Origin of the sequence: Streptomyces sp. NBC_01788 (genome assembly GCF_035917575.1) — a bacterium.
Classification (GTDB): domain Bacteria; phylum Actinomycetota; class Actinomycetes; order Streptomycetales; family Streptomycetaceae; genus Streptomyces.
The window spans coordinates 3,630,050-3,656,138 of record NZ_CP109090.1 but is presented as its reverse complement, the minus strand read 5'-3'; the positions used below and the strand labels follow the sequence as shown (position 1 = coordinate 3,656,138).

At 70.9% G+C, this 26,089-nt stretch carries 24 protein-coding genes; 15 read left to right on the top strand and 9 right to left on the bottom strand.

Annotation, left to right across the window (positions count from 1 at the left end; translation table 11 throughout):
• The first annotated feature begins 108 nt into the window (after nucleotides 1-108).
• The 4 genes from OIE49_RS16525 (at nucleotide 109) to OIE49_RS16510 (ending at nucleotide 4,373) form a co-directional block, all read left to right on the top strand.
• Entirely contained in the window at nucleotides 109-1,416 is a 1,308-nt protein-coding gene (locus tag OIE49_RS16525) for an amidohydrolase family protein (RefSeq protein ID WP_326802999.1), read from the top strand.
• A gap of 36 nt (nucleotides 1,417-1,452) precedes the next feature.
• Nucleotides 1,453-2,211, top strand: coding sequence for a calcium-binding protein (locus OIE49_RS16520; protein ID WP_326802998.1), 759 nt, complete (start codon nucleotides 1,453-1,455; stop codon nucleotides 2,209-2,211).
• 205 nt (nucleotides 2,212-2,416) lie between these two features.
• Nucleotides 2,417-3,199 carry a DUF5707 domain-containing protein gene (locus tag OIE49_RS16515; RefSeq protein WP_326802996.1) on the top strand — a complete coding sequence of 261 codons (783 nt, stop codon included), beginning with the start codon at nucleotides 2,417-2,419 and terminating at the stop codon, nucleotides 3,197-3,199.
• A gap of 241 nt (nucleotides 3,200-3,440) precedes the next feature.
• Nucleotides 3,441-4,373, top strand: a complete 933-nt coding sequence (locus OIE49_RS16510) for a hypothetical protein (RefSeq protein WP_326802995.1) — start codon at nucleotides 3,441-3,443, stop codon at nucleotides 4,371-4,373.
• Nucleotides 4,374-4,398: 25 nt separating this feature from the next.
• Here the strand turns inward: OIE49_RS16510 and OIE49_RS16505 are convergent, their stop codons facing one another.
• Nucleotides 4,399-6,795 carry an HAD-IC family P-type ATPase gene (locus OIE49_RS16505; RefSeq protein WP_326802994.1) on the bottom strand — a complete coding sequence of 799 codons (2,397 nt, stop codon included), beginning with the start codon at nucleotides 6,793-6,795 and terminating at the stop codon, nucleotides 4,399-4,401.
• A 227-nt stretch (nucleotides 6,796-7,022) separates the two neighbouring features.
• Between OIE49_RS16505 and OIE49_RS16500 the strand changes: the two genes are divergently transcribed.
• The 3 genes from OIE49_RS16500 to OIE49_RS16490 all read left to right on the top strand — a co-directional run bounded on the left by OIE49_RS16500 (nucleotide 7,023) and on the right by OIE49_RS16490 (nucleotide 9,568).
• Nucleotides 7,023-7,814 (top strand): IclR family transcriptional regulator, encoded by a 792-nt coding sequence (locus OIE49_RS16500; RefSeq protein WP_326802993.1) that lies wholly within the window; start codon nucleotides 7,023-7,025, stop codon nucleotides 7,812-7,814.
• Between the two features lie 156 nt (nucleotides 7,815-7,970).
• Entirely contained in the window at nucleotides 7,971-8,621 is a 651-nt protein-coding gene (locus OIE49_RS16495) for a bifunctional 4-hydroxy-2-oxoglutarate aldolase/2-dehydro-3-deoxy-phosphogluconate aldolase (protein ID WP_326802992.1), read from the top strand.
• A gap of 5 nt (nucleotides 8,622-8,626) precedes the next feature.
• A complete protein-coding gene (locus OIE49_RS16490) occupies nucleotides 8,627-9,568 on the top strand; it encodes a sugar kinase (protein WP_326806248.1) in 942 nt (313 codons plus the stop codon).
• Nucleotides 9,569-9,599: 31 nt separating this feature from the next.
• Here the strand turns inward: OIE49_RS16490 and OIE49_RS16485 are convergent, their stop codons facing one another.
• Complete coding sequence (locus tag OIE49_RS16485; protein ID WP_326802991.1) at nucleotides 9,600-9,884, bottom strand: DUF2530 domain-containing protein; 285 nt, start codon at nucleotides 9,882-9,884, stop codon at nucleotides 9,600-9,602.
• 242 nt (nucleotides 9,885-10,126) lie between these two features.
• Here OIE49_RS16485 and OIE49_RS16480 point away from each other — a divergent pair, with 242 nt between their 5' ends.
• Nucleotides 10,127-11,575, top strand: coding sequence for an NCS2 family permease (locus tag OIE49_RS16480; RefSeq protein ID WP_100568983.1), 1,449 nt, complete (start codon nucleotides 10,127-10,129; stop codon nucleotides 11,573-11,575).
• Nucleotides 11,576-11,584: 9 nt separating this feature from the next.
• On the opposite strand, the gene OIE49_RS16475 is transcribed toward OIE49_RS16480, so the two are convergent.
• Nucleotides 11,585-11,767 (bottom strand): ribbon-helix-helix protein, CopG family, encoded by a 183-nt coding sequence (locus OIE49_RS16475; protein WP_141360185.1) that lies wholly within the window; start codon nucleotides 11,765-11,767, stop codon nucleotides 11,585-11,587.
• Nucleotides 11,768-11,920: 153 nt separating this feature from the next.
• Between OIE49_RS16475 and OIE49_RS16470 the strand changes: the two genes are divergently transcribed.
• Together OIE49_RS16470 and OIE49_RS16465 are read left to right on the top strand one after the other, a co-directional pair.
• The gene (locus tag OIE49_RS16470) at nucleotides 11,921-12,358 is read left to right on the top strand and encodes a MarR family winged helix-turn-helix transcriptional regulator (protein WP_225074618.1); all 438 of its coding nucleotides are present in this window, start codon (nucleotides 11,921-11,923) and stop codon (nucleotides 12,356-12,358) included.
• A gap of 49 nt (nucleotides 12,359-12,407) precedes the next feature.
• Complete coding sequence (locus OIE49_RS16465) at nucleotides 12,408-13,769, top strand: MFS transporter (RefSeq protein ID WP_326802990.1); 1,362 nt, start codon at nucleotides 12,408-12,410, stop codon at nucleotides 13,767-13,769.
• A gap of 30 nt (nucleotides 13,770-13,799) precedes the next feature.
• Here the strand turns inward: OIE49_RS16465 and OIE49_RS16460 are convergent, their stop codons facing one another.
• A complete protein-coding gene (locus tag OIE49_RS16460; protein ID WP_326802989.1) occupies nucleotides 13,800-14,360 on the bottom strand; it encodes a Uma2 family endonuclease in 561 nt (186 codons plus the stop codon).
• A gap of 131 nt (nucleotides 14,361-14,491) precedes the next feature.
• Here OIE49_RS16460 and thpR point away from each other — a divergent pair, with 131 nt between their 5' ends.
• A complete protein-coding gene (gene thpR / locus OIE49_RS16455; protein WP_326802988.1) occupies nucleotides 14,492-15,064 on the top strand; it encodes an RNA 2',3'-cyclic phosphodiesterase in 573 nt (190 codons plus the stop codon).
• Between the two features lie 154 nt (nucleotides 15,065-15,218).
• Here the strand turns inward: thpR and OIE49_RS16450 are convergent, their stop codons facing one another.
• From OIE49_RS16450 to OIE49_RS16440, 3 genes are all read right to left on the bottom strand, one after another.
• Nucleotides 15,219-16,214, bottom strand: coding sequence for an aldo/keto reductase (locus tag OIE49_RS16450; RefSeq protein ID WP_326802987.1), 996 nt, complete (start codon nucleotides 16,212-16,214; stop codon nucleotides 15,219-15,221).
• Between the two features lie 68 nt (nucleotides 16,215-16,282).
• Nucleotides 16,283-16,870: a Uma2 family endonuclease gene (locus OIE49_RS16445; protein WP_326802986.1), complete on the bottom strand. Its 588-nt coding sequence runs from the start codon at nucleotides 16,868-16,870 to the stop codon at nucleotides 16,283-16,285.
• A 104-nt stretch (nucleotides 16,871-16,974) separates the two neighbouring features.
• Complete coding sequence (locus tag OIE49_RS16440) at nucleotides 16,975-17,649, bottom strand: GDSL-type esterase/lipase family protein (RefSeq protein ID WP_326802985.1); 675 nt, start codon at nucleotides 17,647-17,649, stop codon at nucleotides 16,975-16,977.
• A gap of 88 nt (nucleotides 17,650-17,737) precedes the next feature.
• Between OIE49_RS16440 and OIE49_RS16435 the strand changes: the two genes are divergently transcribed.
• The 3 genes from OIE49_RS16435 (at nucleotide 17,738) to OIE49_RS16425 (ending at nucleotide 21,555) form a co-directional block, all read left to right on the top strand.
• Nucleotides 17,738-18,718 carry a WD40 repeat domain-containing protein gene (locus OIE49_RS16435; RefSeq protein ID WP_326802984.1) on the top strand — a complete coding sequence of 327 codons (981 nt, stop codon included), beginning with the start codon at nucleotides 17,738-17,740 and terminating at the stop codon, nucleotides 18,716-18,718.
• A gap of 97 nt (nucleotides 18,719-18,815) precedes the next feature.
• The gene (locus tag OIE49_RS16430; RefSeq protein ID WP_326802983.1) at nucleotides 18,816-20,351 is read left to right on the top strand and encodes a cellulase family glycosylhydrolase; all 1,536 of its coding nucleotides are present in this window, start codon (nucleotides 18,816-18,818) and stop codon (nucleotides 20,349-20,351) included.
• Between the two features lie 178 nt (nucleotides 20,352-20,529).
• The gene (locus OIE49_RS16425) at nucleotides 20,530-21,555 is read left to right on the top strand and encodes an endonuclease/exonuclease/phosphatase family protein (protein ID WP_326802982.1); all 1,026 of its coding nucleotides are present in this window, start codon (nucleotides 20,530-20,532) and stop codon (nucleotides 21,553-21,555) included.
• Here the strand turns inward: OIE49_RS16425 and OIE49_RS16420 are convergent.
• The gene (locus tag OIE49_RS16420; RefSeq protein ID WP_326802981.1) at nucleotides 21,538-21,810 is read right to left on the bottom strand and encodes a hypothetical protein; all 273 of its coding nucleotides are present in this window, start codon (nucleotides 21,808-21,810) and stop codon (nucleotides 21,538-21,540) included. The genes OIE49_RS16425 and OIE49_RS16420 overlap by 18 nt on opposite strands.
• A gap of 97 nt (nucleotides 21,811-21,907) precedes the next feature.
• Nucleotides 21,908-23,026 (bottom strand): phosphoserine transaminase, encoded by a 1,119-nt coding sequence (gene serC, locus OIE49_RS16415; RefSeq protein ID WP_326802980.1) that lies wholly within the window; start codon nucleotides 23,024-23,026, stop codon nucleotides 21,908-21,910.
• Between the two features lie 90 nt (nucleotides 23,027-23,116).
• On the opposite strand from serC, the gene OIE49_RS16410 reads away from it, so the two are divergent.
• A complete protein-coding gene (locus tag OIE49_RS16410; protein WP_326802979.1) occupies nucleotides 23,117-26,023 on the top strand; it encodes an FAD-binding and (Fe-S)-binding domain-containing protein in 2,907 nt (968 codons plus the stop codon).
• Nucleotides 26,024-26,089 lie beyond the last annotated feature (66 nt).

Sequence of the window (26,089 nt, the reverse complement as noted above, 5' to 3'; positions counted from 1 at the left end):
GGGGCGCTGGATCAGGGCGCCTCAAGGGTGGCCTGCGCGCGATCGTCGCGCACGGCGAGCCGTCTTGGTGCGAGTCCGACGTACGGCCCCCCGGTATACCATTTCGGCATGGCTGATCTGACTCTGACCAATGTCCGCCCCTGGGGCATGGCGGCCGTCGACATCGTCGTCTCCGACGGGAAGATCCGCGACCTGGTACCCGCCGGTGCCGCGGGCGAGCCCGGTGAGCGTGTGGACGGCGGAGGACTGCTCGCCCTGCCCGGCTTCATCAACGCGCACGCCCATGTGGACAAGAGCTGGTGGGGCCGCCCATGGGTGTCCTACGGCGGCGAGTCCACCATCGCGGGACGCATCGCGCACGAGCGGGCCGAGCGGGACGCGCTCGGCATTCCCGGCGTGGACAACAGCCTCACGGTGCTGAGGGAGTTCCTGCGGCACGGCGTCACCGCGGTGCGCAGCCACGTCGACGTCGACCTGGGTATCGGCCTGCGGGGGATCGACGCCGTCCGCGGGGCGGCGGAGGCGCTCGGCGGCGCGATCGAGGTGGAGATCGTCGCGTTCCCGCAGGACGGGGTGATCCGCCGGCCCGGCGTCCTGGACCTGCTGGACCAGGCGGCGGCGAACGGGGCGACCAGTGTCGGCGGACTCGACCCGGCGGCGATCGACCGCGACCCGGTGAAGCAGCTCGACGGGCTGTTCGAGATCGCCGAGCGGCGCGGGGTCGGTGTCGACATCCACCTGCACGACGGTGGTGAGCTGGGCGCCTTCCAGTTCGAGCTCATCGCCGAGCGCACCCGTCGCGCGGGGCTGCGCGGGAAGGTCAACGTCTCCCACGGCTTCGCCCTCGGGGAGCTGCCGGCGGGCCGGCAGGCCGACCTGCTCGACGAGCTGGCCGAGGCCGGCGTCTCCTGGTCGACGGTCGCGCCGGTGGGCACGGCGCCGCTGCCCTGGCGCGGGATGCGGGACCGGGGGATGCCGGTGGGTCTGGGCACCGACGGGATCCGCGACCTGTGGTCCCCCGTTCGGCGACGGCGATCTGCTGCGCGTGGCCCTGGACTTCGCGCGGCTCCACGACCTGCGGACCGACGAGGGCCTCGGCTACGCGGTGGAACTCGCCACCACCCGCGCGGCGGGCTTCGTGCACCGGGGCGTCCACGACCTCGCGGCAGGCGCCCGCGCGGACATCGTGCTGGTCGACGCCGAGAACGTGCAGGACGCCCTGATGCGGTCCCCTCGGCGCGAACTCGTGATGTCCGGCGGACGAGTGGTGGCCCGCAACGGCGAGTTGCTGGTCTAGGCGGCCCCCGGCCTTCACGCATCCTCCGCACATCCGTCATCAGTCGTACAACCTTTCACTTCCGTCCCCGGTCATGTCAGTGGAGTCAGCAGGCTCCTCAGACATGGACCGGGCACTAGCCGCGGCGCCCGGCCTCCTGAACGTGGGGACAACACATGCGCATTCGTGCTTCAGCCGCCGTCGTGACCGGCGCGCTGGCCCTGTCCGCCCTCGCCGTCCCGGCCGCGCAGGCCGACGGCGGGTTCGGCGACGTCAAGATCACCAAGGTCGTCGTCGACGGCGACAACAAGGTGGCCATCTCGACGTCCGGGCTGAAGACGATCAAGGTCAGCGTCACGGCGACGGACAACTCGGGCATCAAGCGGGCCGACTCGTTCACGCTGGAGGGCCCCGGCTTCGGATTCGCCACGAGCAGCAAGCCGACCTGCACCGTCGTCAACGCCACCACCTCGACCTGCACCGGCTCGGTGAAGGTCGACCCGAAGGTCGACTACCTCAGCAACAAGAACGCCGGCCGCTGGTACGTCGATGCGTGGATCGACGCCAACGACGGGGACTACATCTGGAAGGAGAAGGCCGGCTCCTTCCTCTTCCAGCGCGCCGCCAAGCTGACCACCGGCGCCACGCCCAAGCCGGTGAAGAAGGGCAAGACCGTAACGGTCACGGGCGCGCTCACCCGGGCCAACTGGGAGACGCTGAAGTACGGCGGCTACGCCTCCCAGCCGGTGAAGCTCCAGTTCCGCAAGAAGGGCTCCAGCACCTACAAGACGCTGAAGACCGTCAAGACGGACTCCAAGGGCGGGCTGAAGACCACGACCAAGGCCACGGCCACCGGCGACTACCGCTACTCGTTCGCGGGGAACTCGGCCACCTCGGCGGTCGACGCCAAGGCCGACCTCGTCAGCGTGAAGTAGGCGGCACCGGCTCTGCCCCGGCGGCGGCCGGTCGCGGCCGTCGCCCGGGCGGGCACGGAAAATCCAGATTCCCGTGCAACCTTCTTCACGGGTCGGGGATCTGATCATGTGAGTCAGACAGACTCCACCTTCATTGGGCCCCGCGCCGAAGACGGACCGCGAGGAACGACCGGCGCCCGGCCCCTTTCTCCACTTGGGGAAACGCATGCGTATACGAGCCACTGTGGCCGCCGTGTCCGGCGCCCTGGCCCTTTCCGCTCTCGCCGTCCCGGCCGCCCACGCCGACGAGGTGGATGGAGACACCAAGATCTCCAATGTCGTCGTGAACGGCGGCAAGCCGGTCGTGGTCACTGCCACGGGCGCCAAGAGCGTCACCGTCACCTTCACCGCCACGGACGACTCGGGCATCGACTTCGCGCAGCCGATCCTGTACCACGGTTCGAGCATCGAGAAGTCCGACAGCGGCGCGGTTGCCAACAGCCGTGACGGGCGCGCGAAGTGCACCAAGGTCAACGCCACGACGTCGAACTGCACGGCCACCTTCACCCTGAAGCCGCTGGACAACCTCATCAACTCCGTCGCCGGCACCTGGAAGGTGTGGGCGGTCGCCTCCGCCACGGACGGCGACTACGTGATGAAGGAGAACGCCAAGAGCTTCAGCGTCCAGCGCCTGTCCAAGCTGACCACGGCCGCCAAGCCGAAGCCGGTGAAGAAGGGCAAGACCGTCACCGTCACCGGCAAGCTGACGCGGGCCAACTGGGATGGCGCCAAGTACTCGGGGTACAGCGGTCAGGCGGTGAAGCTTCAGTTCAAGAAGAAGGGCACCACCACCTACAAGACGCTGAAGACCGTCAAGACGGACTCCGCGGGCGCCCTCAAGACGACCACGAAGGCCACCGCCGACGGCTACTACCGCTTCGTCTTCGCGGGCAACTCCACCACCCCGGCGGTCAACGCCACGGGTGACCTGGTCAGTGTGAAGAAGTAACCCGCTCGCCGGGTGGCCGGCCCGGACTCTCCAGGGCCGGCCTCAGGGAGCGGGCGCCTGCCAGGCACGGACGGCACGGACAGGCCGCTCACAGGAAATCCAGATTTCCGTGCAACCTTCTTCACGGGTCGGGGATCTGATCATGTGAGTCAGACAGACCACACGATCATTGGGCCCCGCGCCGAAGACGGACCGCGAGGAACGACCGGCGCCCGGCCCCTTTCTCCACTTGGGGAAACGCATGCGTATACGAGCCACTGTGGCCGCCGTGTCCGGCGCCCTGGCCCTCTCCGCTCTCGCCGTGCCCGCCGCGCACGCCGCCGGCCCCTCCACCCACCGCGCGGACGCCGCGAAGATCTTCCAGGCTGTCCACGCGCCGTCCACCGCCAAGGCCGGGATCAAGGCCAGCGTCGCCGGCGACGATGACATGCCGTACGACCTGGGCGTCACCTTCTCCAACCTCAAGGTCGCCAAGGCGCTCAAGGTCGGCACCACCAACCGCGTGTCCACGACGATCACCTACACCATGAAGTTCGGCGCCGACGTGGACGTGCGCGCCGAGGACTTCTTCACCGAGGCCTACCTGTACAAGGGCTCCTTCGACAGGCCGCAGAACGAACTCTCCAGCGAGGACCTGGCCCGCTGCTCCGTCACCTCGGAGACCGCGGCCACCTGCAAGATCAAGATCGACATCTACCCGGCGGACGGCGACCTGGACAACATCGACGCCGGCACCTGGCGGGCGGGCGCCTATGCCGTCGCGCTCAACGGCCAGGACCCCATGTCGCGCGACTTCGACCTGAGCCAGGTCGGTTACGCCGAGAAGGGCGCCCTCGGCACCACGCTGGTGCAGCGCAACTCCAAGCTGACCACGAGCGGCAAGCCCAAGCCGGTGAAGAAGGGCAAGACCGTCACCGTCACCGGGAAGCTGACGCGGGCCAACTGGGAGAGCGGCACGTACTCGGTCTACAAGGGCCAGGCGGTGAAGCTTCAGTTCAAGAAGAAGGGCACCACCACCTACAAGACGCTCAAGACCGTCAAGGCGAACTCCGCGGGCACCTTCAAGACGACCACGAAGGCCACCGCCGACGGCTACTACCGCTTCGTCTTCGCGGGCAACTCCACCACCCCGGCGGTCAACGCCGCGGGTGACCTGGTCCGTGTGAAGAAGTAAGCCACCCGGCTTTCCGGCCACAGCACTAGTCGGGAAAGCGGCGGCCCGTCCATTTCCACAGGAACTCCAGGACGGCCGCCGCGACCACCGCGATGCCCACCGCGAGCCACGGCATCGTCGTCCCCTCCAGCTTCAGCGCGAAGAAGTCCTGGAACGCGGGTACCGCCAGGACGACGAGGAACGCCACGCCCATCGAGGCCACCAGCGTGATCCGCCACCAGGTGTAGGGGCGGGCGACGATCGCCAGGACCCACATCGAGACCAGGAACAGCGTCAGCGTGGCCGCGCTGGTCTCCGCGTCCAGGGCGCCCGGCCCCGTGTAGTGGTGGCGGGCGACCAGATACGTCACGAAGGTCGCCACGGCGGCCACCGCCCCGCCCGGCACCGCGTAGCGCATGACCCGCCGTACGAAGTGGGGCCGGGCCCGTTCCGTGTTCGGGGCCAGGGCCAGGAAGAAGGCCGGCACGCCGATGGTGAGCGTGGACAGCAGGGTCAGATGCCGCGGCAGGAACGGGTACTCCACCTGCGCGCACACCACCAGCACCGCCAGCAGCACCGAGTAGACCGTCTTCACCAGGAACAGGGTCGCGACCCGCGTGATGTTCCCGATCACCCGGCGCCCCTCCGCGACCACGGACGGCAGGACGGCGAAGCTGTTGTTCAGCAGCACGATCTGCGCGACCGCCCGGGTGGCTTCCGACCCCGAGCCCATCGCCACGCCGATGTCCGCGTCCTTCAGCGCCAGTACGTCGTTCACCCCGTCGCCGGTCATCGCGACCGTGTGCCCGCGCCACTGGAGGGCGCCCACCATGTCCCGCTTCTGCTGCGGGGTGACCCGCCCGAACACCGTGCCTCCGGCCACCACCGGGGCCATCTCCTCCCGCCCGGCGGGCAGCCGGCGGGCGTCGACGGCGGTCCCGTCGAGGCCGACCTTCGCGGCGACCGCGCCGACGGACACCGCGTTGTCGCCGGAGATGACCTTGGCGCGGACGTCCTGCTCGGCGAAGTAGCGCAGGGTCTCGGCGGCGTCGGGCCGCAGCCGCTGCTCCAGCACGACGAGCGCGGCCGGCCGCACGGTCCGGGCCACCTCCGGATCGTCCAGGTCGCGGGAGGCGCGGGCGAGCAGCAGCACGCGCAGGCCCTGCTCGTTCAGCCGCCCGGTCTCGGCGAGCGCGGGGGCCTCGGCGGGCAGCAGCACGTCCGGGGCGCCCAGCAGCCACGTACTGGACTCGCCGTCGCCCTCGCTGAAGCTGGCGCCGCTGTACTTGCGGGCGGAGGAGAAGGGCAGCGACTCCACGCAGCGCCACTCCTCGCTGTCCGGGCAGGCGGCGATGATCGCCTGGAGGGAGGCGTTGGGGCGCGGATCGGACTCGCCGAGCGCGCCGAGGACCTTGCGCACGTACGACTCGTCGTAGCCGTCCAGCGACCTCAGCTCGGTGACGTCCATGCCGCCCTCGGTGAGGGTGCCGGTCTTGTCCAGGCAGACGGTGTCGACGCGGGCGAGGCCCTCGATGGCGGGCAGTTCCTGCACGAGGCACTGCTTGCGGCCCAGCCGGATCACGCCGATGGCGAAGGCGACGGAGGTGAGCAGGACCAGTCCCTCGGGGACCATGGGGACGATGCCGCCGATGGTGCGTGCGACGGACTCCCTCAGGTCGTTGTCCTTCACCACGAGCTGGCTGATGACCAGGCCGATCGCGGTCGGGACCATCATCCAGGTCACGTACTTGAGGATGGTGGAGATGCCGGTGCGCAGCTCGGAGTGGACGAGCGTGAAGCGGGAGGCCTCCTCGGCGAGCTGGGCGGCGTAGGCGCCGCGGCCGACCCTGGTCGCCTGGAAGGCGCCGCCGCCGGCGACGACGAAGCTGCCGGACATCACACGGTCACCGGGCCGTTTGACGACGGGGTCCGCCTCGCCGGTGAGCAGCGACTCGTCGATCTCCAGACCGTCGGTCTCGGCACAGGTCCCGTCGACGACGACCTTGTCGCCGGGGCCGATCTCGATGAGGTCGCCGAGCACGATCTCGGAGATGGCGATCTCGACGGCGGTGTCGTCGCGGCGCACCGTGGGGCGGGCCTCGCCTATGACGGCGAGCGAGTCGAGGGTCTTCTTCGCCCGCCACTCCTGGATGATGCCGATGCCGGTGTTGGCGATGATCACAAAGCCGAACAGGCTGTCCTGGATCGGGGCGACGAACAGGGTGATCAGCCACAGGACGCCGATGATCGCGTTGAACCGGGTGAAGACGTTGGCGCGGACGATGTCGGGCAGGGAGCGGCTGCTGCGCACCGGCACGTCGTTGATCTCGCCGCGGGCGATGCGCTCCGCGACCTCGGCGGAGGTGAGTCCGGTCGACCGGACCGCCGTCACGGGCACGGGGTGCACGGGGTCGAGTTCCGCGCCCGCGTCGATGTGCGTCATGCATTCGACGGTACGTGCGGTCGTGCGGCTTCACTCGTCGAGGAGGCGGAAGATCCGACCTGGGGAGGAGCGGGGCTCGTACGGCGGTCGTACGGGAGGGACGCGCGACCTGCCCCTTTCGTGTTGTGCACTGCAGAACAACGCCTTGCACTGCACTCAGCGTGCCCTATGATGCTCGGCACGCTCGGCGCGAGACCCGGCACGCCGATGCGACGAGGAGGCCCGCCTTGACCGATCCGCTCGCCCCCACCCCCGGCGCACGCAACAACTCGGCCTCGCTGCGCCGGGCGCTCGGGATCCTCATCGGACTCGGCGACGACACCGAGGGCCGCGGCCGCACGCTCACCGAGCTGGCCGCACAGCAGGGCCTGAGCAAGTCCACGGCGCTGCGCCTGCTGCAACCGCTCGTCGACGCCCGGTTCGTCCAGGTCCTGCCGGGCGGCGCGTACCGGCTCGGCTGGCGCAACGCCCAGCTCGGCCAGGTGTACCTGGCCGGAAACGACCCGCACCGCGACGCACGCGACGTGCTGAAGGACCTGTCGGAGTCGACGAACGAGACCGTCCACCTGGTCACGGCGGACTTCCCCCACGTGGTCTACGTCGACAAGGTCGACAGCCCGCTTCCCGTGCGGATGGCGTCGCGGGTCGGCAGCACCCAGTCGGCGTACTGCACCAGCGTCGGCAAGGCCATGCTCGCGCACGCCGATGCCGCCGTCGTCGACGCGGTGATCGCGGCGGGCCTGGCCCCGCGCACCGGGAACACCATCACCGACGGCGACGCGCTGCGCGCCGAGCTCGCGAGGACCCGGGCCCGCGGCTGGGCGATCGACGACGTCGAGAACGAGGCGGGAGTGCGCTGCGTCGCCGCCCCGGTCTTCGACGCCACCGGGGCCGCGACCCACGCGATCAGCGTGTCCGCGCCCGAGGAGCGCCTGCCGGCCGAGCGGGTCCCGCGGGTGGTGCCCCTGGTGACAGCGGCGGCCCGCGCCGTCTCGCAGCGGTGGGGAGGCCGCGGATGACCACGATCGCCCCCTGTGACGAACCCGGCCGCAGCCCGCTCGCGCGGCGCGGCCTGAGCGCCACCAGGTTCCGCTGACCATCCCCGACCCACGGCGTGACCCGCCTCGTCGACGGCGACCGGGCGGCCCGCCCCCCCATCCCGAAGGAGCTGCTCCGTGGCCCGATCGGCGGCCCCCCTGCCCCTGCCCCCGGCCCTGACCGGGACCCGTGTCGTGGCCGTGCTGCGGCCCGCGACGACCGAGCACCTCGTCACCACCGTGGCCGCGCTCATACGCGCCGGCGTCCGAGTGATCGAGCTGACCGCCACCACACCGGACTTCCCGGCCGTCCTGGAACGGACCGTCCGGCAGTTCTCGGCCGACGCGGTGATCGGCGCCGGCACGCTCACCGACGAGGCCCTCACCCGCGCCGCGATCGACGCCGGAGCCGGGTTCGCCGTCTCGCCCGGCCTGGTCGACGAACTGCCCCGGATCGCCTCCGGACACGGGGTGCCGAGCATCGTCGGCGCATGGTCGCCGTCGGAGGTGATGCGGGCCCACGCCCTCGGCGCGGACGCCGTGAAGATCTTCCCCGCCGCCACCGCCGGCCCCGGCCATCTGCGCAGCCTGCGCGAACCGTTCCCCGGCATCCCGTTCGTCCCGTCGGGAGGGATCACCGTGGAGAGCGCCGGCTCGTACGTGGCCGCCGGGGCGGTCGCGGTCAGCCTGGGGGGCGCGCTCACCGGAAGCGCGCTGCGCGACGGCGACGTGTCGGTGATCGCCCGGCGCGCGGCCACCCTGTTCACGTCGATCGAGGAAGCGGTGTGAGCGCGATGGGTCCCGAAGTCGTCACCCTCGGCGAGTCCATCGGGCTGCTCACCCAGCCGGCGGACATGCCGCTGATCCGGCAGCCCACCCTGCGACTCGGCTTCGGCGGCGCCGAGAGCAATGTGGCCATCGGGCTGGCCCGGCTCGGCCGCGCCGCGCACTGGATCGGCCGGCTGGGCACGGACGAGGTCGGCGCGCTCATCGCCCGGGAGCTGCGCGCCGAGGCCGTCTCGACCTCGATCGTGCGCGATCCCGCGCCGACCGGCCTGATGCTCAAGACCCGCCAGGCCTCGGGCCGGGTGCAGGTCGGCTACTACCGCGCCAACAGCGCCGGTTCCCGCCTCGCGCCCGCCGACCTCGACGAGGACCTGATCGCGGGCGCGAGGATCCTGCACGTCACCGGCATCACTCCGGCCCTGAGCGCGTCCGCGTCCGACGCGGTGCACAGGGCCGTCACCATCGCCGGGGAGCACGGCGTCACCGTCTCCTTCGACGCCAACTTCCGCTCCCGGCTGTGGGACGAGGACCGGGCCCGCCCGGTGCTGAGCCATCTGCTCGGCAAGTCCGGCATCTTCTTCGCCACAACCGAGGAAGCCCTGCTGTTCACCGGCGAGAAGGACCCCGAGCGGCAGGCGAGGGCCATCGCCGCGCTCGGTCCCGGTCAGGTCGTGATCAAGCTCGGCTCCGCCGGAAGCGTCGCCTGCGTCGACGGCGCCGTCCACCGGCAGCGGCCCCGGCCGGTCGCCGTGGTCGACCCGGTGGGCGCCGGGGACGCGTTCGCCGCCGGCTACCTCAGCGGGGTGCTCGACGCGGCGGACCCGACCGAGTGCCTTCGGATCGCCGGTCTGTGCGGAGCCCGTGCCGTCACCGTCGCCGGCGACTGGGAGGGGGCTCCGTTCGCGGCCGAGCTCGACGACACCGGCTGCGACACCGACGTCGTCCGCTGACGAGGTCCCTGTTCGGCGGACGTCACGGACGTCATTCCGTGGACGTCGGCTGCTGCGGCAGCCCCGCCCGCTCCGCGGCGTCCCGCTTGATGGCGGCGTCCCGCTTGCGGACGTACCAGATGCCGATCAGGCCCAGGCCGCCGCCGGCCAGGCAGGTCCACACCCACCAGGCGCGGCCGTGGTCGTCGAACCAGCCGTAGAAGGGGAGCTGGACGAGGAAGAGGACGAACCACACGATCGTGCCGCCGGTGATGGTGGCGACCACGGGGCCCTCCAGGGGCTCCGGCGCCTCGTGCTTGGGGGTCCACTTCGCCATGGGGATCAGCTTACGGGGCGTGAGGGAGAAGCGTCCCGTCCCTGGCAGAGGCGTGGTCTACGCGCGGAGATGGTCTTTTGTGCTTCATATGTTCATACTGAAACGGTCCGAGTCTGGCCACTTCTCTTCGTAGGAATGCACAACAGAGTCGCGGCAGGGACCTGGGGGAACCTGTTGGTGTCTGTTCTGCTCCTCGGTCCGGCCCGGAACTCCTACTCACCCGCACCCTTGAGGTCTCCCGCATGTCCACCTCGGCCACCGCCAAGGCTTCCGCCCCCGAGCAGCCGGGTACGCCCCCGTACGGCGCCCTCGACCGCTACTTCAAGATCTCCGAACGGGGCAGCACGCTCTCCCGGGAGATCCGCGGCGGTTTCGCCACCTTCTTCGCGATGGCCTACATCATCGTGCTGAACCCGATCATCCTGGGCAGCGCGAAGGACATGTACGGGCACCAGCTCGACAACGGCCAGCTCGTCACCGCCACCGTCGTGACCGCCGCGTTCACCACGCTGCTCATGGGTGTCATCGGCAATGTGCCGATCGCGCTCGCCGCCGGCCTCGGCGTCAACACGGTCGTCGCGCTCCAGCTCGCGCCGCGCATGACGTGGCCGGACGCCATGGGCATGGTCGTCCTCGCCGGTTTCGTGGTGATGCTGCTGGTCGCCACCGGCCTGCGTGAGCGCGTGATGAACGCTGTGCCGCTCGGCCTGCGCAAGGGCATCGCCATCGGTATCGGCCTGTTCATCATGCTGATCGGGCTCGTCGACTCCGGCTTCGTCTCCCGTATCCCGGACGCCGCCCACACCACCGTCCCGCTCCAGCTCGGCGCCGACGGTCACCTCAACGGCTGGCCGGTTCTCGTCTTCATCCTGGGCGCGCTGCTCACGCTGGCGCTGATCCTGCGCAAGGTGCCCGGCGCGATCCTGATCTCGATCATCGCGATGACCGTCCTGGCGCTCGTGATCAACTCCGTCGCCAAGGTGCCGTCCTGGGGTCTGACCACCCCGAAGTGGCCGGGCAGCCCGGTGAGCACCCCCGACTTCGGCCTGCTGGGCAAGGTCAGCCTGTTCGGCGGTTTCGGGAAGGTCGGTGTGCTCACCGGCGTCCTGTTCGTCTTCACCGTGCTGCTGTCGACCTTCTTCGACGCCATGGGCACGATCATGGGCATCAGCGACGAGGCGAAGCTGACCGACGCCCAGGGGCAGATGCCCGGCATCAACAAGGTCCTCTTCGTCGACGGCATCGCGGTCGCCGCCGGTGGCGCCAGCTCCTCCTCCGCCACCACGTGTTTCGTGGAGTCGACGGCGGGCGTCGGCGAGGGCGCGAGGACCGGCTTCGCCAACGTCATCACCGGTGCGCTGTTCGCCGTGGCGCTGTTCCTGACCCCGATCGCCACCATGGTGCCGTCCCAGGCGGCCACCCCGGCGCTGCTCGCGGTGGGCTTCCTGATCCTGTCCGGTTCGGTCAAGGAGATCGACTGGGCGGATTACACGATCGCCATCCCGGCCTTCGTGACGATGCTGATGATGCCGTTCACCTACTCGATCACCAACGGCATCGGCATGGGCTTCATCACCTTCGTGGTGCTGCGCCTTGCGGCCGGCCGCGGCAAGGACGTGCCGGTGGCGATGTACGTGGTGGCGGCGGTCTTCGCCTTCTACTACCTGATGCCGGCCCTCGGCCTGACCTGATCTACGGGGTCAGGTGACCCCGTAGAACCTCTCTGTCTCCTCGACGGCGGCCTGGAACCGCTCGTCGAAGTCATCCCGAATGAGCGTCCGGACGACATAGTCCTGGACGCTCATTCCTCTTTTCGCGGCATGGCACCTGAGCCGTTCGAGCAGCTCGTGGTCCATGCGCAGGCTGAGCACACTGGTCCCCATGGACACGAGGGTCGCGGGCCCCTTACGCGCGAGGCGTCATGTTCCGCACCGGGATCACCCGAAAGAGTGATGAGAACTTCAGTGGCGGGAGTCACGGGCGCAGGGTGTGTCCCCGGTGGTATTTAGCGAGAGTAATGAGTTACGCTAAAGAACATGCCGGACCTCACCCATGGCGACGACGCTGCCGCCGTGAACTCCCTGCGCTCCGCCGTGATGCGGTTGTCCCGTCGGCTCAAGCACCAGCGGGTCGACGAGTCGCTGAGCCCCACCGAGATGTCGGTGCTGGGCACCCTGTCCAACTGCGGAAGCGCCACGCCGGGCGAGCTCGCCCGCAAGGAGCACGTGCAGCCGCCGTCGATGACCCGCATCGTGGCGCTGCTCGAAGCCAAGGGGCTGGTCAGCCTGGAGCCCCACCCCGAGGACCGGCGTCAGAAGGTGGTCACGAGGACCGCCCAGGCCGAAACGATGCTGGAGGAGAGCCGCCGCAGGCGGAACGCCTTCCTGGCCGGCCTGGTCGAGGGTCTGGACGAGGACGAGTGGGCCAAACTGAGCGCCGCCGCCCCCGTACTGGAGAAGCTCGCACACCTGTAGAACACGTACCACTCGGCGAGTGAGCAGCCGGCCAAGGAGGCGAACCCTTTTGAGTACGGGATCCGGAGCAGACTCCGCCCCCGCACCGACCACCCACGACTCCCGCACCGCCCCCGACACATCCCGCAAGTCCTCGATGTTCAGCTCGCTGAGGGTCAGGAACTACCGCCTGTTCTTCCTCGGCCAGGTCGTCTCCAACACCGGCACCTGGATGCAGCGCATCGCGCAGGACTGGCTGGTCCTGAGCCTCACCGGCTCCTCGGCCGCCGTCGGCATCACGACGGCCCTGCAGTTCCTGCCGATGCTGCTGTTCGGCCTCTACGGCGGCGTCCTCGTCGACCGCCTGCCCAAGCGGCCCACCCTGCTCGCCACCCAGTCGGCCATGGCCGTCACCGGCCTCGCGCTCGCCGCGCTCACCCTGACCGGCCAGGTCCAGGTGTGGCACGTCTACGTCGCCGCGTTCGCGGTCGGCCTGGCCACGGTCCTGGACAACCCGGCCCGCCAGTCCTTCGTCTCGGAGATGGTCGGCCCGAAGCAGCTCCAGAACGCCGTCAGCCTGAACTCCGCGAACTTCCAGTCCGCGCGGCTGATCGGTCCCGCCGTCGCGGGCCTGATGATCACCGGCGTGGGCACCGGCTGGGCGTTCCTCGCCAACGGCCTGTCCTTCGTCGCGCCCATCGCAGGCCTGCTGCTGATGCGCTCCCGCGAGTTGCACGTCGTCGAGCGCGCCCCGCGCGGCAAGGGCCAGCTCCGCGAGGGCCTGCGCTATGTCGCCGGCCGTCCCGAGCTGATCTGGCCGATCGTCCTGGTCGGCTTCATCGGCACCTTCGGCTTCAACTTCCCGGTGTGGCTGTCGGCCTACGCCGACGACGTCTTCCACGCCGGAGCCGGCGCCTACAGCCTCTTCAACACCGTGATGGCGGTCGGCTCCCTGGTCGGCGCCCTGCTCGCGGCCCGCCGCGGCACCGCCCGGCTGCGCGTGCTCATCGCGGCCGCCGCGGCCTTCGGCGCGCTGGAGATCGTCGCCGCGGCGGCCCCGTCGTACTGGCTGTTCGCGCTGCTGATGGCGCCCATCGGGATATTCGGCCTGACGGTCAACGTCACGGCGAACACCGCGGTGCAGATGGGCACCGACCCGGCCATGCGGGGGCGGGTGATGGCCCTGTTCATGATGGTGTTCATGGGCGGTACGCCGCTCGGCGCGCCCCTCGTCGGCTGGATCACCGACGCCTACGGCGCCCGCGTCGGCTTCGCCGTGGGCGGCATCGTCTCCCTTGCCGCGGCCGCCACCATCGGCCTGGTCCTGACCCGCGTCGGCGGCCTGCGCCTCTCGATCGCCTGGCACCACGGCCACCCCAAGGTCAACCTGGTCCCCCGCGGCCAAGGCAAGGAACTGGCGGCGGTGGCGTAGCCCGGGGAGGTCCGGTCCGGCGGGAACGGGTCAGTCGCGCGGGAACTCGTCGGTCTTGAGGACAAGGCCGACGGGGGTGTCGTTCAGGTCGACCTCGTCGCCGAAGTCGAGGCTGAGGACACCCCGGTACTCGCCGTCCTTCGGCAGGGTGTGCAGGTGCCACGTGCCGGTGTACGGGTCCACGATCAGGTACACCGGCACTTCGGCTGCCGCGAAGGCGTCCTTCTTCGGGCCGTAGTCGTTCCTGGCCGTGCCCTGGGAGATCACCTCGGCGACCAGCTCGACGTCCCCGGGACGCCAGTGACCCTTCTCGTCCTTTTGGGCGTCCTCGGCGAGGGCGACGACGTCGGACGCGAAGCCGTTGAGGTGTCCTGGGTAGTCGATGCGGACATCGGACTTCACGCGCTTGCGCGGGTACTTGGTGCGCAGCTGGTCGTAGATGGCCGCGATGATCTCCCAGTGGGTGTCCCGCTGTGGCGTCACGAAGATGCCCCCCTCGACGATCTCGGTCTTGAAACCTTCGGGGATGTGCATCTGCTCCAGCCACTCGAACATCTCGTCGAGTGTGGGCTTGTCGCTTTGGTCGGCCATCTCGATCCTGTCTGCAAGAGCAGTCGCTGTGCCGCTCCTCCCCGCTGCTGCCTGGTCGCATGCAGCCGCGCGGTACAACGATACGCACGGTGACCACGTCACGCCCGGGTGTGTGGCAGGACACTGGGGTCATGAGACTCTTCGCCGCCGTGCTGCCGCCGCGGGATGTGCTCCGGGGGCTCGCCGACGAGGTCGCGGAGTTGCGGAAGCTGCCCGGTGCGGACCGGTTGCGGTGGACGCAGCGGCCCGGGTGGCACTTCACGCTGGCCTTCTACGGCGAAGTCGACGAGGAGGTTGTACCCGCGCTGTCGGCCCGGCTGGAGACGGCCGCGCACCGGACCGGGGCCTTCTCGCTCGCGCTGCGCGGGGGAGGGCAGTTCGGGCACGGCAAGGCGCTGTGGACGGGGGCGGAGGGCGACCTCGCGGCCCTGCGGCTGCTGGCCGGGCGCGCGGACGCGGCGGCGCGGAAGGCGGGCGTGCCGATGGGGGAGCACCGCCCCTACAAGGCCCATCTGACGGTGGCGCGCAGCCGGGACGGCCTGGACGTACGGCCGTACGTCCAGGCGCTGTGGGACTTCGCGAGCAGCGCCTGGACCGTGGAGGAGCTGGTCCTCGTGCGCAGCCTGCTGCCGGTGTCCGGGGTGCCGGGGGAACAGCCCCGTTACGAACCGGTCGGCCGCTGGCCACTGCGGGCGGCCGGTTAGTCTCGAGTACGTGGACCCGAAAACCCGGAACCGGATCATGGCCGGTGCGCTCGTGCTGATGTTCGTCGTCGTCGCCATGGCGGCCGCGCTCGGCAGGTGACGCGGAGCACGGCCGCCAGGGCCGGTACGGCCGCCGGGGCGGCGCGGCAGGCGCCTACCAGGCGAAGGCCTCCGGAGACGGACCCGGTCCCGGGAAGATCTCGTCGAGCCCGGTCAGCAGCTCCTCGCTCAGCTCCAGCTCGACCGCCCGCAGCGCCGACGCGAGCTGCTCGGCGGTGCGCGGGCCGACGATCGGGCCGGTCACGCCGGGCCGGGTGAGCAGCCAGGCCAGCGCGACCTCGCCGGGCTCCAGACCGTGCTTGTCGAGCAGGTCCTCGTACGCCTGGATCCGGTCGCGCATGGCGGTGTCGGCGAGCGCGTCGACGGACCTGCCGGAGGCACGCCGGCCGCCCTCGACCTGCTTCCTGAGCACACCGCCCAGCAGCCCGCCGTTCAGCGGCGACCAGGGGATGACCCCGAGGCCGTAGTCCCGCGCGGCCGGGATCACCTCCATCTCGGCGCGCCGCTCGGCGAGGTTGTACAGGCACTGCTCGCTGACCAGCCCGATGGTGCCGGAGCGCCGCGCGGCGATCTCGTTGGCCTGGGCGATCTTGTAGCCGGGGAAGTTGGAGGAGCCGACGTAGAGGATCTTGCCCTGCTGGATCAGTACGTCGACGGCCTGCCAGATCTCCTCGAAGGGCGTGGCCCTGTCGATGTGGTGGAACTGGTAGACGTCGATGTGGTCGGTCCGCAGCCGCTTGAGGCTGGCGTCCACGGCCCGCCGGATGTTCACGGCGGAGAGCTTGTCGTGGTTGGGCCAGACGTTGGAGTTGTCCGCGGACATGTTCCCGTAGACCTTGGTGGCCAGGACGACCTTGTCGCGCCGGTCCCCGCCCTTGGCGAACCAGTTGCCGATGATCGACTCGGTGCGGCCCTTGTCCTCGCCCCACCCATAGACGTTGGCCGTGTCGAAGATGTTGATCCCCGCGTCCAGCGCCGCGTCCATGATCGCGTGGCTGTCCGCCTCGTCGGTCTGCGGACCGAAGTTCATCGTGCCGAGCACCAGTCGGCTGACCTTGAGTCCTGTGCGTCCGAGCTGTGTGTACTTCATGGTCCACAAGCCAACGTCTTGGAGTGCGCTCGATGCAAGGGGGGTCGCGGACGGGGCGACGGGGGTGGTCAGTCGCGGGGGAAGTCACCGGTCCTGAGGACGAGACCGAGGGGAGAGTCGGTGAGGTCGAGGTCCTCGCCGAAGGGCAGCTTCGTCTCGGTCGTGTAGTCGCCGTTCAGGGGGTGGGTGTAGACACGGCATTCGCCTTCGTACGGATCGGCGATGAGGTAGACGGGAACCTCGGCGAGGGCGTAGGTGAGCTTCTTGGGGCCGTAGTCATTGGCGGCCGTGTTCTCGGAGATGACTTCGGCCACGAACTCGATGTCCCGGTAGTGCCAGCGGCCCTTGGCGTCCTGCACCGAGCGGTCGGTCATCGCCGCGACGTCACAGGCGAATCCGTTCAGGCGCCCGGGAAAATCGATGCGCACATCCGAGGCCAGCCGCTTGGCGGGGTACCTGACGCTGAGCTGTCGGGCGATGTCGAAGATGATCTGCCAGTGGGTGTGACGTTGCGGCGACATGAAGATGTTCCCCCCGACGATCTCGACCTTCGTTCCCTCGGGGACGGGCATCTTCTCGAGCCACTCGAACATCAAGTCCAGAGTCAGCTCGTTGCACTCCTCGGCCATCGGGATCCTGTCTTCCAGGACGGACATCGTGGCACTCCTCCCCGGCTGCCCCGCGGACGAGCGCAGCCGCGCGGTACAACGATACGCACGGCGTCCGGGTCACGGAGCGGCGTGCATATGCCAGTGAGCGGTCAGCCCTCGTACTCCCCGCCCCACCCCCACCCCCGGTGCAGCGCCCCGGCGAACGCGGCCGCGATCTTGTGCTCGCCGCTCTGGTTCGGGTGGGTGCCGTCGTAGGTGTCCGTGTGGATGTCGTACGTCGGCGGCGGGGGCGCCAGGAGCAGCGGGGAGCAGGGTTCGTCCAGGTCGGCCACCGCCTTGGCGAGCAGCTCGTTGAAGCGGTCCATCTGCGCGGCGAAGGGCGGGTCGGCCGCGGCCCGGATGTTCGGGATCACCGGGAGCACGACCGCGCGGACGCGCGCGTCGGCGGCCCGCGCCTGCCGCACGAAGGCCTCCACGTTGACCGCCGTCTGCTCGGGGTTCGTGTAGAAGCCCAGGTCGATCAGGCCGAGCGAGACCAGCAGCACGTCCGCGCGGCACTCGCGCACCGCGTCGCCGATGAGCGGGGCCATGTGCCCCCAGCCCTCGCCCCAGCCGGCCAGATGGGCGCGGGGGAAGTCCGGATCGGCGTAGGCGAGGGAGACCGGCGCGTCCGCCGACGTGTCGTAGAGCGTCTCGCGCGGGCCGACGAGCGTGAACGGGCCCCCGTACGTTCCGCACAGGTGCTGCCACAGCCGGTAGCGCCAGGTGTGCTCGCCCGCGCTGCCGATCGTCATGGAGTCACCGACGGGCATGAACCTGAGCATCCGCTCATCATGAACGACGGGCGGGAGCGGCGCGACGTGAGGCCCACCACGCCGTGTGAACACACGTACCGGATGGCAGGCTTGGGGGATGCGCCGACCGTTCGCCCTGCTCGCCGGGGCCCTCCTCGTGGGTGCGCTCGCCGCGCCCGCCGCCCTTGCCGCCGACGGCGACGACGGGTTCACGATCAAGGACCCGCGGATCAAGGAGTCCAGCGGCCTCGCGGCCTCGCACCTGCACCCCGGCGTCCACTGGACGCACAACGACAGCGGCTACGGCCCGCAGATCTACGCCGTGGACGGCAGGACCGGCGAGACCGTCGCCACCATCACCCTCAGCGGCATCGGCAAACCCCGCGACGCGGAGGCCATCTCGATCGGGCCCGGCAACCAGATCTACCTCGGCGACATCGGGGACAACCTCGACGGCTCCTGGCCCTACGTGTGGATCTACCGGCTGCCCGAGCCGAAGGAGCTGAAGGACCAGACGATCCGGGCCACGCAGTACGTCGTGAAGTACTCGGACGGCCCGCGCAACGCCGAGTCGATGGTCGTGCACCCGAAGACGGGCCGCGTCTACATCATCGACAAGAAGGAGGACGGCGGTCACCTCTACGAGGGCCCGGCCGAACTGTCCCCCTCGGGCACGAACGTCTTCAGGCCGATCGCCCCCGTCGACCTGTGGGCCACCGACGCCGCCCTGTCCCCGGACGGCACGCACCTCGCCGTGCGCGGCTACTTCGGCGGCATCCACTACGACTGGAACGGCGGCAGGATCAAGCGCGTGGGCCAGCTCGACGTGCCGCTCCAGAGGCAGGGGGAGTCCGTCACCTACAGCGTGGACGGCACCAAGCTGCTGTACGGCAGTGAGGGATCCGGCAGCCCGGTGCAGGTGCGCGACGCGCCGGAGGCCGACGGCTCCGCCAAGTCGCCGTCGAAGCAGGGCGGTTCGAGTTCCACCGGGGCCGGTCCCGACGGGGGTGGACGCTTCGGCGTGGGCACCGTCGCCGCGGTGGCCGGCGTGGTGGCCGCGGTGTGGGGGCTGAGGCGTTTGTTGCGTCGGCGGTCTTGACGGGCGGTCGCCGCCTGCCTTCCACTGGGAGGCGCGGGTGTGTGGGAGCGCTCCCACTCGTTCCGGTCCCGCGGCCCCCTCGGGAGGAAGCAGCACCATGTTCCGCACCTTGCGAAGAGCGCTGTGCGCTGCTGCGGCAGCGCTCCTGTTACCGCTGGGCCTGGGACTCGGCCTGCCCGCCACCGCGCACGCGGCCCCCGCCGCAGGCGGCGCCGGCTACTGGCACACCAGCGGCCGCCAGATCCTGGACGCGTCCGGGCAGTCCGTCCGGATCGCCGGCATCAACTGGTTCGGCTTCGAGACCAGCAACCAGGTCGTCCACGGCCTGTGGTCCCGCGACTACAAAAGCATGATCGACCAGATGAAGTCGCTGGGCTACAACACCATCCGGCTGCCCTACAGCGACGACATCCTCAAGTCCGGCGCGATGCCCTCCAGCATCGACTTCTCCGCCGGCAAGAACGCCGACCTGCAGGGGCTGAACTCCCTCCAGGTCATCGACAGGCTCGTCGCGTACGCCGGCCAGGACGGCCTGAAGGTCATCCTCGACCGGCACCGGCCGGACTCGGGCGGCCAGTCGGCTCTCTGGTACACCGCCTCCGTCCCCGAGTCGACGTGGATCGCCAACCTCAAGTCGATGGCGTCCCGTTACAAGGGCAACGCCACGGTCATCGGCATCGACCTGCACAACGAGCCCCACGACCCGGCCTGCTGGGGCTGCGGGGACCAGGCGACCGACTGGCGCCTGGCCGCCGAGCGGGCCGGCAACGCGGTCCTCTCCGTCAACCCCGACCTGCTGATCTTCGTCGAGGGCATCCAGACCTTCAACGGCGTCTCCGGCTGGTGGGGCGGCAACCTGATGGGCGTCGGTCAGTACCCGGTGCGGCTCGACGTGGCCAACCGGGTCGTGTACTCGGCCCACGACTACGCCACCAGCGTCGCCCAGCAGACCTGGTTCAGCGACCCGTCCTTCCCCAGCAACATGCCGGGGATCTGGGACAAGTACTGGGGCTACATCTTCAAGCAGAACATCGCCCCCGTGTGGGTCGGCGAGTTCGGCACCACGCTCCAGTCCACGGTGGACCAGAAGTGGCTGGCGGCACTGGTCAGTTACATGCGTCCGACCTCGACGTACGGCGGCGACTCCTTCCACTGGACGTTCTGGTCCTGGAACCCCAACTCCGGGGACACCGGCGGGATCCTGAAGGACGACTGGCAGACCGTGGACACGGTGAAGGACGGTTACCTCGCGACCGTCAAGGCGCCGGGCTTCCCGAGCACCGGGGGCGGTGACAACGGCGGCGGCAACGGTGGCGGCGACGGCGGCGGCAAGACCGCCTGCCGGGCCACGTACGTCGTCAGCAGCGACTGGGGCAGCGGCTTCAACGCCGATGTCACGGTGACCAACACCGGCTCCACCGCGATCAAGTCCTGGAAGGTGACCTGGACCTGGAGCGGGTCCCAGAAGGTCACCAACATGTGGAACGCCTCGTACACCCAGAGCGGCGCGACCGTGACGGCGGTCAACGCCGCCCACAACGGGGCGATCGCGGCGGGTGGTTCGGCCTCCTTCGGCTTCGGGGGCGCGCCCGGGAGCGGGGGTGCGCCGAGCCTGAGCTGCACGGCGGCGTGACGACGGCGAGGCGCCCGGGCGATCGACGCCGGGCGCCTTGCGGTTGGGGGACGGGCAGCGCCGCTTTTCAGTCCTGATGGCGGAAACTGTTCCACTCGGCTGATCGTCTTGGTTGGAGAGGCCGAGCGGAAGGGGAGCCGGGGTGTGTCGGGGGCGGGCGGACAGCGGTGCGGCAGCGATGAGGGCGATGGTGCCGTCGTGGGCGCGGCGCCGGGCGGGGCGGCGCGCTCCGAGCCAGGAGGCGCCGGCAGGCGCGGGGCGCCGGGCGGCGCGGCGGCGGGGGCGGGTGCTTGCCGGGCTCGCGGTGCTGACGGCCGGGCTGCTGGTGTTCCACCGGGCCGTGCCCAACTCCGTGGGCCGTGTGGGCAGTCTGCTGGAGGCGTTCCTGCCGTGGCTCGGCCTGGTGGTCGTGGTGCTGTTCGCCCTGGCGCTGCTGCGCCGCTCCGCCGTGGCACTGGTGGCTCTGCTGCTGCCGGTGGCGGCCTGGACATATCTCTTCGGCGGGCTGCTCCTGCCCGCGACGGCGCCCGGCGCGCGCCAACTGGTCGTGGTGCAGCACAACGTCAGCGACGAGAACGCCGATCCGGCGGGTACGGCCCGCGCCCTGGCCGACGCCGGGCCGGACCTCATCGCGCTGGAGGAACTGGTGCCCCCGGCCCTGGCGGTCTACGAGCGGTCCCTCGCAGCCGCCTACCCGTACCACGAGGTCCGGGGCACCGTCGGACTCTGGTCGAGGCATCCGCTGACCGGTGCGCGGGCGCTGGACATCAAACCCCGTGGGATCACGGAGCCCTGGAACCGCGGACTGCGGGCCGAGGTGCAGACGCCGCACGGCCGGGTCGCGGCGTACGTGGCGCACCTGCCCTCACTCCGCGTCCGGGCGAGCGGCCTCGCGTCCGCCCGGCGCGACGAGAGCGCCCGGCTGCTGGGCGAGGCCGTCGCGGCCGAGGAGCTGAGAACGGTGATCCTGCTGGGCGACCTGAACGGCACGGTGGAGGACCGCGGCCTCGCCCCGCTGACCTCACGGCTGAACGTGGCGGAACGGGGCTTCGCGCTCAGCTTCCCCGCGGCCTTCCCGCTGGCCCGGATCGACCAGGTCATGGCCCGCTCGGCGACCGTCACCGACATCCGCACCCTGCCCCCCACGGGCAGCGACCACGTGCCGGTCGCCGCCAGGGTCGAACTGTCAGCCGCCGGTCGCTGAGGAGACGGGCCTGCTTCGCCGTCCCCACAGGCTCATCGCCCATGACGCGAGGACCAGGAGGACGCATGCGGCCTTGGTGATCCAGGCTGCGGGTGAGTGCGAGCCGTACCCGGAGACGAGGACGGCGCCTGCCACGCCGGTGACGAGCAGCAGCGCCGGCAGCCCGCGCCGCCACACGGGCAGGTGGCGCATGCCCCACACCGACCAGGCCGTCCAGACGCAGACGGACAGGATGAACCACTCGAGGACACTCATCGGACCCTCCGTCGGCGGCGGGAGTGCCTGCCCGCCTCCGTGACCGCGGGCGCCCGGCTGTTCGCCGGGCGCCCTTCGCTGCTGTGTGCGGGAGACGCTACAGCCGCTCGATCACGTGGTCCACGCACTTCGTCAGGGCCTCGACGTCCGCCGGGTCGATGGCCGGGAACATCGCGACGCGGAGCTGGTTGCGGCCGAGCTTGCGGTAGGGCTCGGTGTCGACGATGCCGTTGGCGCGCAGGACCTTGGCGACGGCGGCGGCGTCGATCTCGTCGGAGAAGTCGATCGTGCCGATGACCTGGGAGCGCTTGGCCGGGTCCGTGACGAACGGGGTCGCGTACTTGGATTCGTCCGCCCAGGCGTAGAGCCGGGAGGAGGAGTCCTTGGTGCGGGCCGTGGACCAGGCGAGGCCGCCCTGGCCGTTGAGCCACTCCAGCTGCTGGTTTAGCAGGAAGAGGGTGGCCAGCGCCGGGGTGTTGTACGTCTGGTTCTTGCGGGAGTTGTCGATCGCCGTGGGCAGCGAGAAGAACTCCGGGATGTGGCGGCCGGAGCCGTGGACGCGCTCGGCGCGTTCGAGCGCGGCCGGGGAGAACACGCCGATCCACAGGCCGCCGTCGGAGGCGAAGGACTTCTGCGGGGCGAAGTAGTAGACGTCGGTCTCGGCGATGTCGACCGGGAGGCCGCCGGCGCCGGAGGTGGCGTCGACCAGGACCAGGGCGCCCTCGTCGGCGCCGGCCACGCGCCTGATGGGCATGGCGACACCGGTGGAGGTCTCGTTGTGGGTGAAGGCGTAGACGTCGGCGCCCGCCTCGGCCCGGGCCTCCGGGTGCGTGCCGGGGTCGGAGGAGACGACGGTCGGCTCGGCGAGCCAGGGGGCGAGCTTGGCGGCCTTGGCGAACTTGGAGCTGAACTCGCCGAAGGTCAGGTGCTGCGACTTGTTCTTGATCAGACCGTGGGTCGCGATGTCCCAGAACGCCGTCGAGCCGCCGTTGCCGAGCACGACCTCGTAGCCGTCGGGAAGTCGGAACAGCTCGCGGATGCCTTCGCGCACCTGGCCGACCAGGTTCTTCACCGGGGCCTGGCGGTGGGAGGTGCCCATGAGGGATGCGCCGGTGGCGGCGAGGGCGTCCAGCGCCTCCGTCCGCACCTTGGAGGGTCCCGCGCCGAAACGTCCGTCCGCGGGCTTGATGTCAGAGGGAATCCGGATCTCAGCCACGAACGGGAGAGTAGCGGTCGGAGAAATCCGGGTGAAACACATTCCGCCGGGTGAGACGGCCGCGAAAACGATCGCGTGCATCCTGGACGCATGACCGATCTCGGGGATCTTTCGGAGCTTCGGGCGGAGCTGTGCCGGGCCGTGCGCGGGGAGGTGGCGTTCGACGTCACCTCACGGGCGCTGACCACCATGGACGCGTCCAACTACCGGCGGGTTCCGCTGGGTGTGGTGGCTCCGCGGGACGCCGACGACGTGGCGGCGGTCCTCAAGGTCTGCCGGGCGCGCGGAGTGCCGGTGGTCGCGCGGGGCGGCGGGACGTCGATCGCGGGCCAGGCGACCGGGACGGGCGTGGTGCTCGACTTCACCCGGCACATGAACCGGGTGCTGGACCTCGACCCCGGGGAGCGGATCGCCGTGGTCCAGCCGGGCGTGGTCCTGGACCGGCTCCAGGAGGCCGCCGCGCCGCACGGGCTCCGCTTCGGGCCGGACCCGTCCACGCACAGCCGGTGCACGCTCGGCGGGATGATCGGCAACAACGCGTGCGGCTCCCACTCGGTGGCCTGGGGGACGACCGCGGACAGTGTGCGGGAACTGTCGGTGCTCACCGCGCGCGGGCAGCGGCTGCGGCTCGGGCGAGGGTGGGCCGGGGCGCCGGACGGGCTGCGGGAGCTGGTGGACAGCGAGCTCGCCCGGCTGCGGACCGGTTTCCCGCGGCTGCCCCGCCGTATCTCCGGGTACGCCCTGGACGCCCTGCTGCCCGAGAACGGCGCGGACGTGGCGCGCTCCTTCTGCGGCTCGGAGGGCACCCTCGGCGTGCTGACGGAGGCGGTCGTACGGCTCGTCGAAACGCCCCCCGCGCGCGTGCTGGCCGTGCTGGGGTACGCCGACGAGGGCGCCGCCGCCGACGCCGCGGCCGGACTGCTGCCGTACAGGCCGCTGACGGTGGAGGGGATGGCGCGGGACCTGGTGCCGTCCGCGGCGGCCGGGCTGCCGCGCGGGGACGCCTGGCTGTTCGTGGAGACCGGCGGGGAGACGGCGGGGCAGGCACGCGCGCGTGCCGAGGCGATCGTGCGGGCGGCCGACATCGTGGACGCCGCGATCGTCGGGGATCCGGCCGCGCAGCGCGCGCTGTGGCGGATCAGGGAGGACGCGAGCGGTACGGCGACCCGGATGCCGGACGGCACGGAGGCGTGGCCGGGGTGGGAGGACTGCGCGGTGCCGCCGGAGCGGCTGGGCGCGTATCTGCGGCGGTTCCGGGAGCTGCTGGCCGCCCATGGGCTGCGGGGCGCCCCGTACGGGCACTTCGGGGACGGCTGCATCCACGTCCGTATCGACTTCGACCTGCTGACCCGGGCCGGCATCGGCCGGTTCCGGCGGTTCTCGGGGGAGCTGGCCGAGCTGGTGGTGGCGCACGGCGGTTCGCTGTCCGGGGAGCACGGGGACGGGCAGGCCCGCGCAGAGCTGCTGCCGACGATGTACGGCGAGCGGATGGTGGCCCTCTTCGAGCAGGTCAAGGGGGTGTGGGACTGCGACGACCTGCTCAATCCCGGGATGCTGGTCCGTCCGGCGCCCCTGGACGCGAACCTGCGCTTCGCCGTGCTGCCGCGCCGTCCGGTCGACGTGGCCTTCGGGTACACGGCCGACCGGGGGGACTTCTCGGCGGCCGTGCGCCGGTGCGTCGGGGTTGCGAAGTGCCGTACGACCGAGGTGTCGGGCGCCGCGGTCATGTGCCCCTCCTTCCGGGTCACGGGCGAGGAGGAGCACTCCACGCGCGGGCGTGCCCGGTTGCTGCACGAGATGCTCGCCGGTGAGCTGGTGACCGACGGCTGGCGGTCGGTGGAGGTCCGGGACGCGCTCGACCTGTGCCTGTCGTGCAAGGGGTGCCGGTCGGACTGCCCGGTCGGGGTCGACATGGCCACGTACAAGGCGGAGTTCCTGCACCACCACTACGCCGGACGGCGCCGCCCGGCCGCCCACTACGCCCTCGGCCGGCTTCCGGTGTGGCTGCGCTGGGCCGCCTGTACGCGCACCGCGCCACTGCTGAACGCGCTCGCCGCCCTGCGGCCACTCGCCTCGGCGGTGAAACGGCTCGGCGGAATCACACCCGAACGAGGGATCCCGCGACTGGCGCGCGAGCCGTTCACCCGATGGTGGCGCAGGCGGCCGTACGCACCGGCGGACGGCAGGGAGGGGGCGGGCGATCTGGTCGTCCTGTGGCCGGACACCTTCACCGAGCACCTGTCGCCGTCCGTGGGCCGCGCGGCCGTCCGCGTGCTGGAAGCGGCCGGGCTGCGGGTGGCGCTCCCGCCGACCCTGCGCCCGCGCCGCCCTCCGGTGGGCGACGGAAGCTCGGCGCTGCTGAACCCCGTGTCCGTCCTGCGCGGCCGGGGCCGCGTCTGCTGCGGCCTGACATACGTCTCCACCGGCCAGCTGGATCGGGCCCGCGCGGTGCTGCGCCGCACCCTGGACCTGATGGAACCGGTGATGGACACCGACACGCCGGTCGTCGTCCTGGAACCGAGCTGCGCCGCCGCCCTGCGCACCGACCTGCCGGAGCTGCTGCCCGAGGATCCGCGGGCCCGCCGCCTGGCCGACCGCGTGCTGACCTTCGCGGAGGCCCTCGGGCGCCACGCCCCCGGCTGGACCCCGCCCCTTCTGGACCGCCCGGTCGCCGGGCAGACCCACTGCCACCAGCACGCCGTGCTCGGCGACGCGGCCGACCGGCGCCTGCGCGAGGCGGCAGGGCTGACCGGCGAGCTGTCCGGCGGCTGCTGCGGTCTGGCCGGGAACTTCGGTTTCGAGAAGGGCCACTGGGAGGTGTCGGCCGCCTGTGCCGGGGAACAGCTCCTGCCGTCGGTACGCCGGGCCCCGGCCGGCGCGGTGATCCTCGCGGACGGCTACTCGTGCCGCACCCAGCTGGACCAACTGGCCGGAGTACGGGGCCGCCATCTGGCGGAGGTACTGGCGGAGGGACTGGACGGACGCGGCGACACATGACGGTGAGTTGCCGTGGGTCCAGACGGGTACGGCGGCTGTGGCGAACCACGGAACGGGGGCCATCGT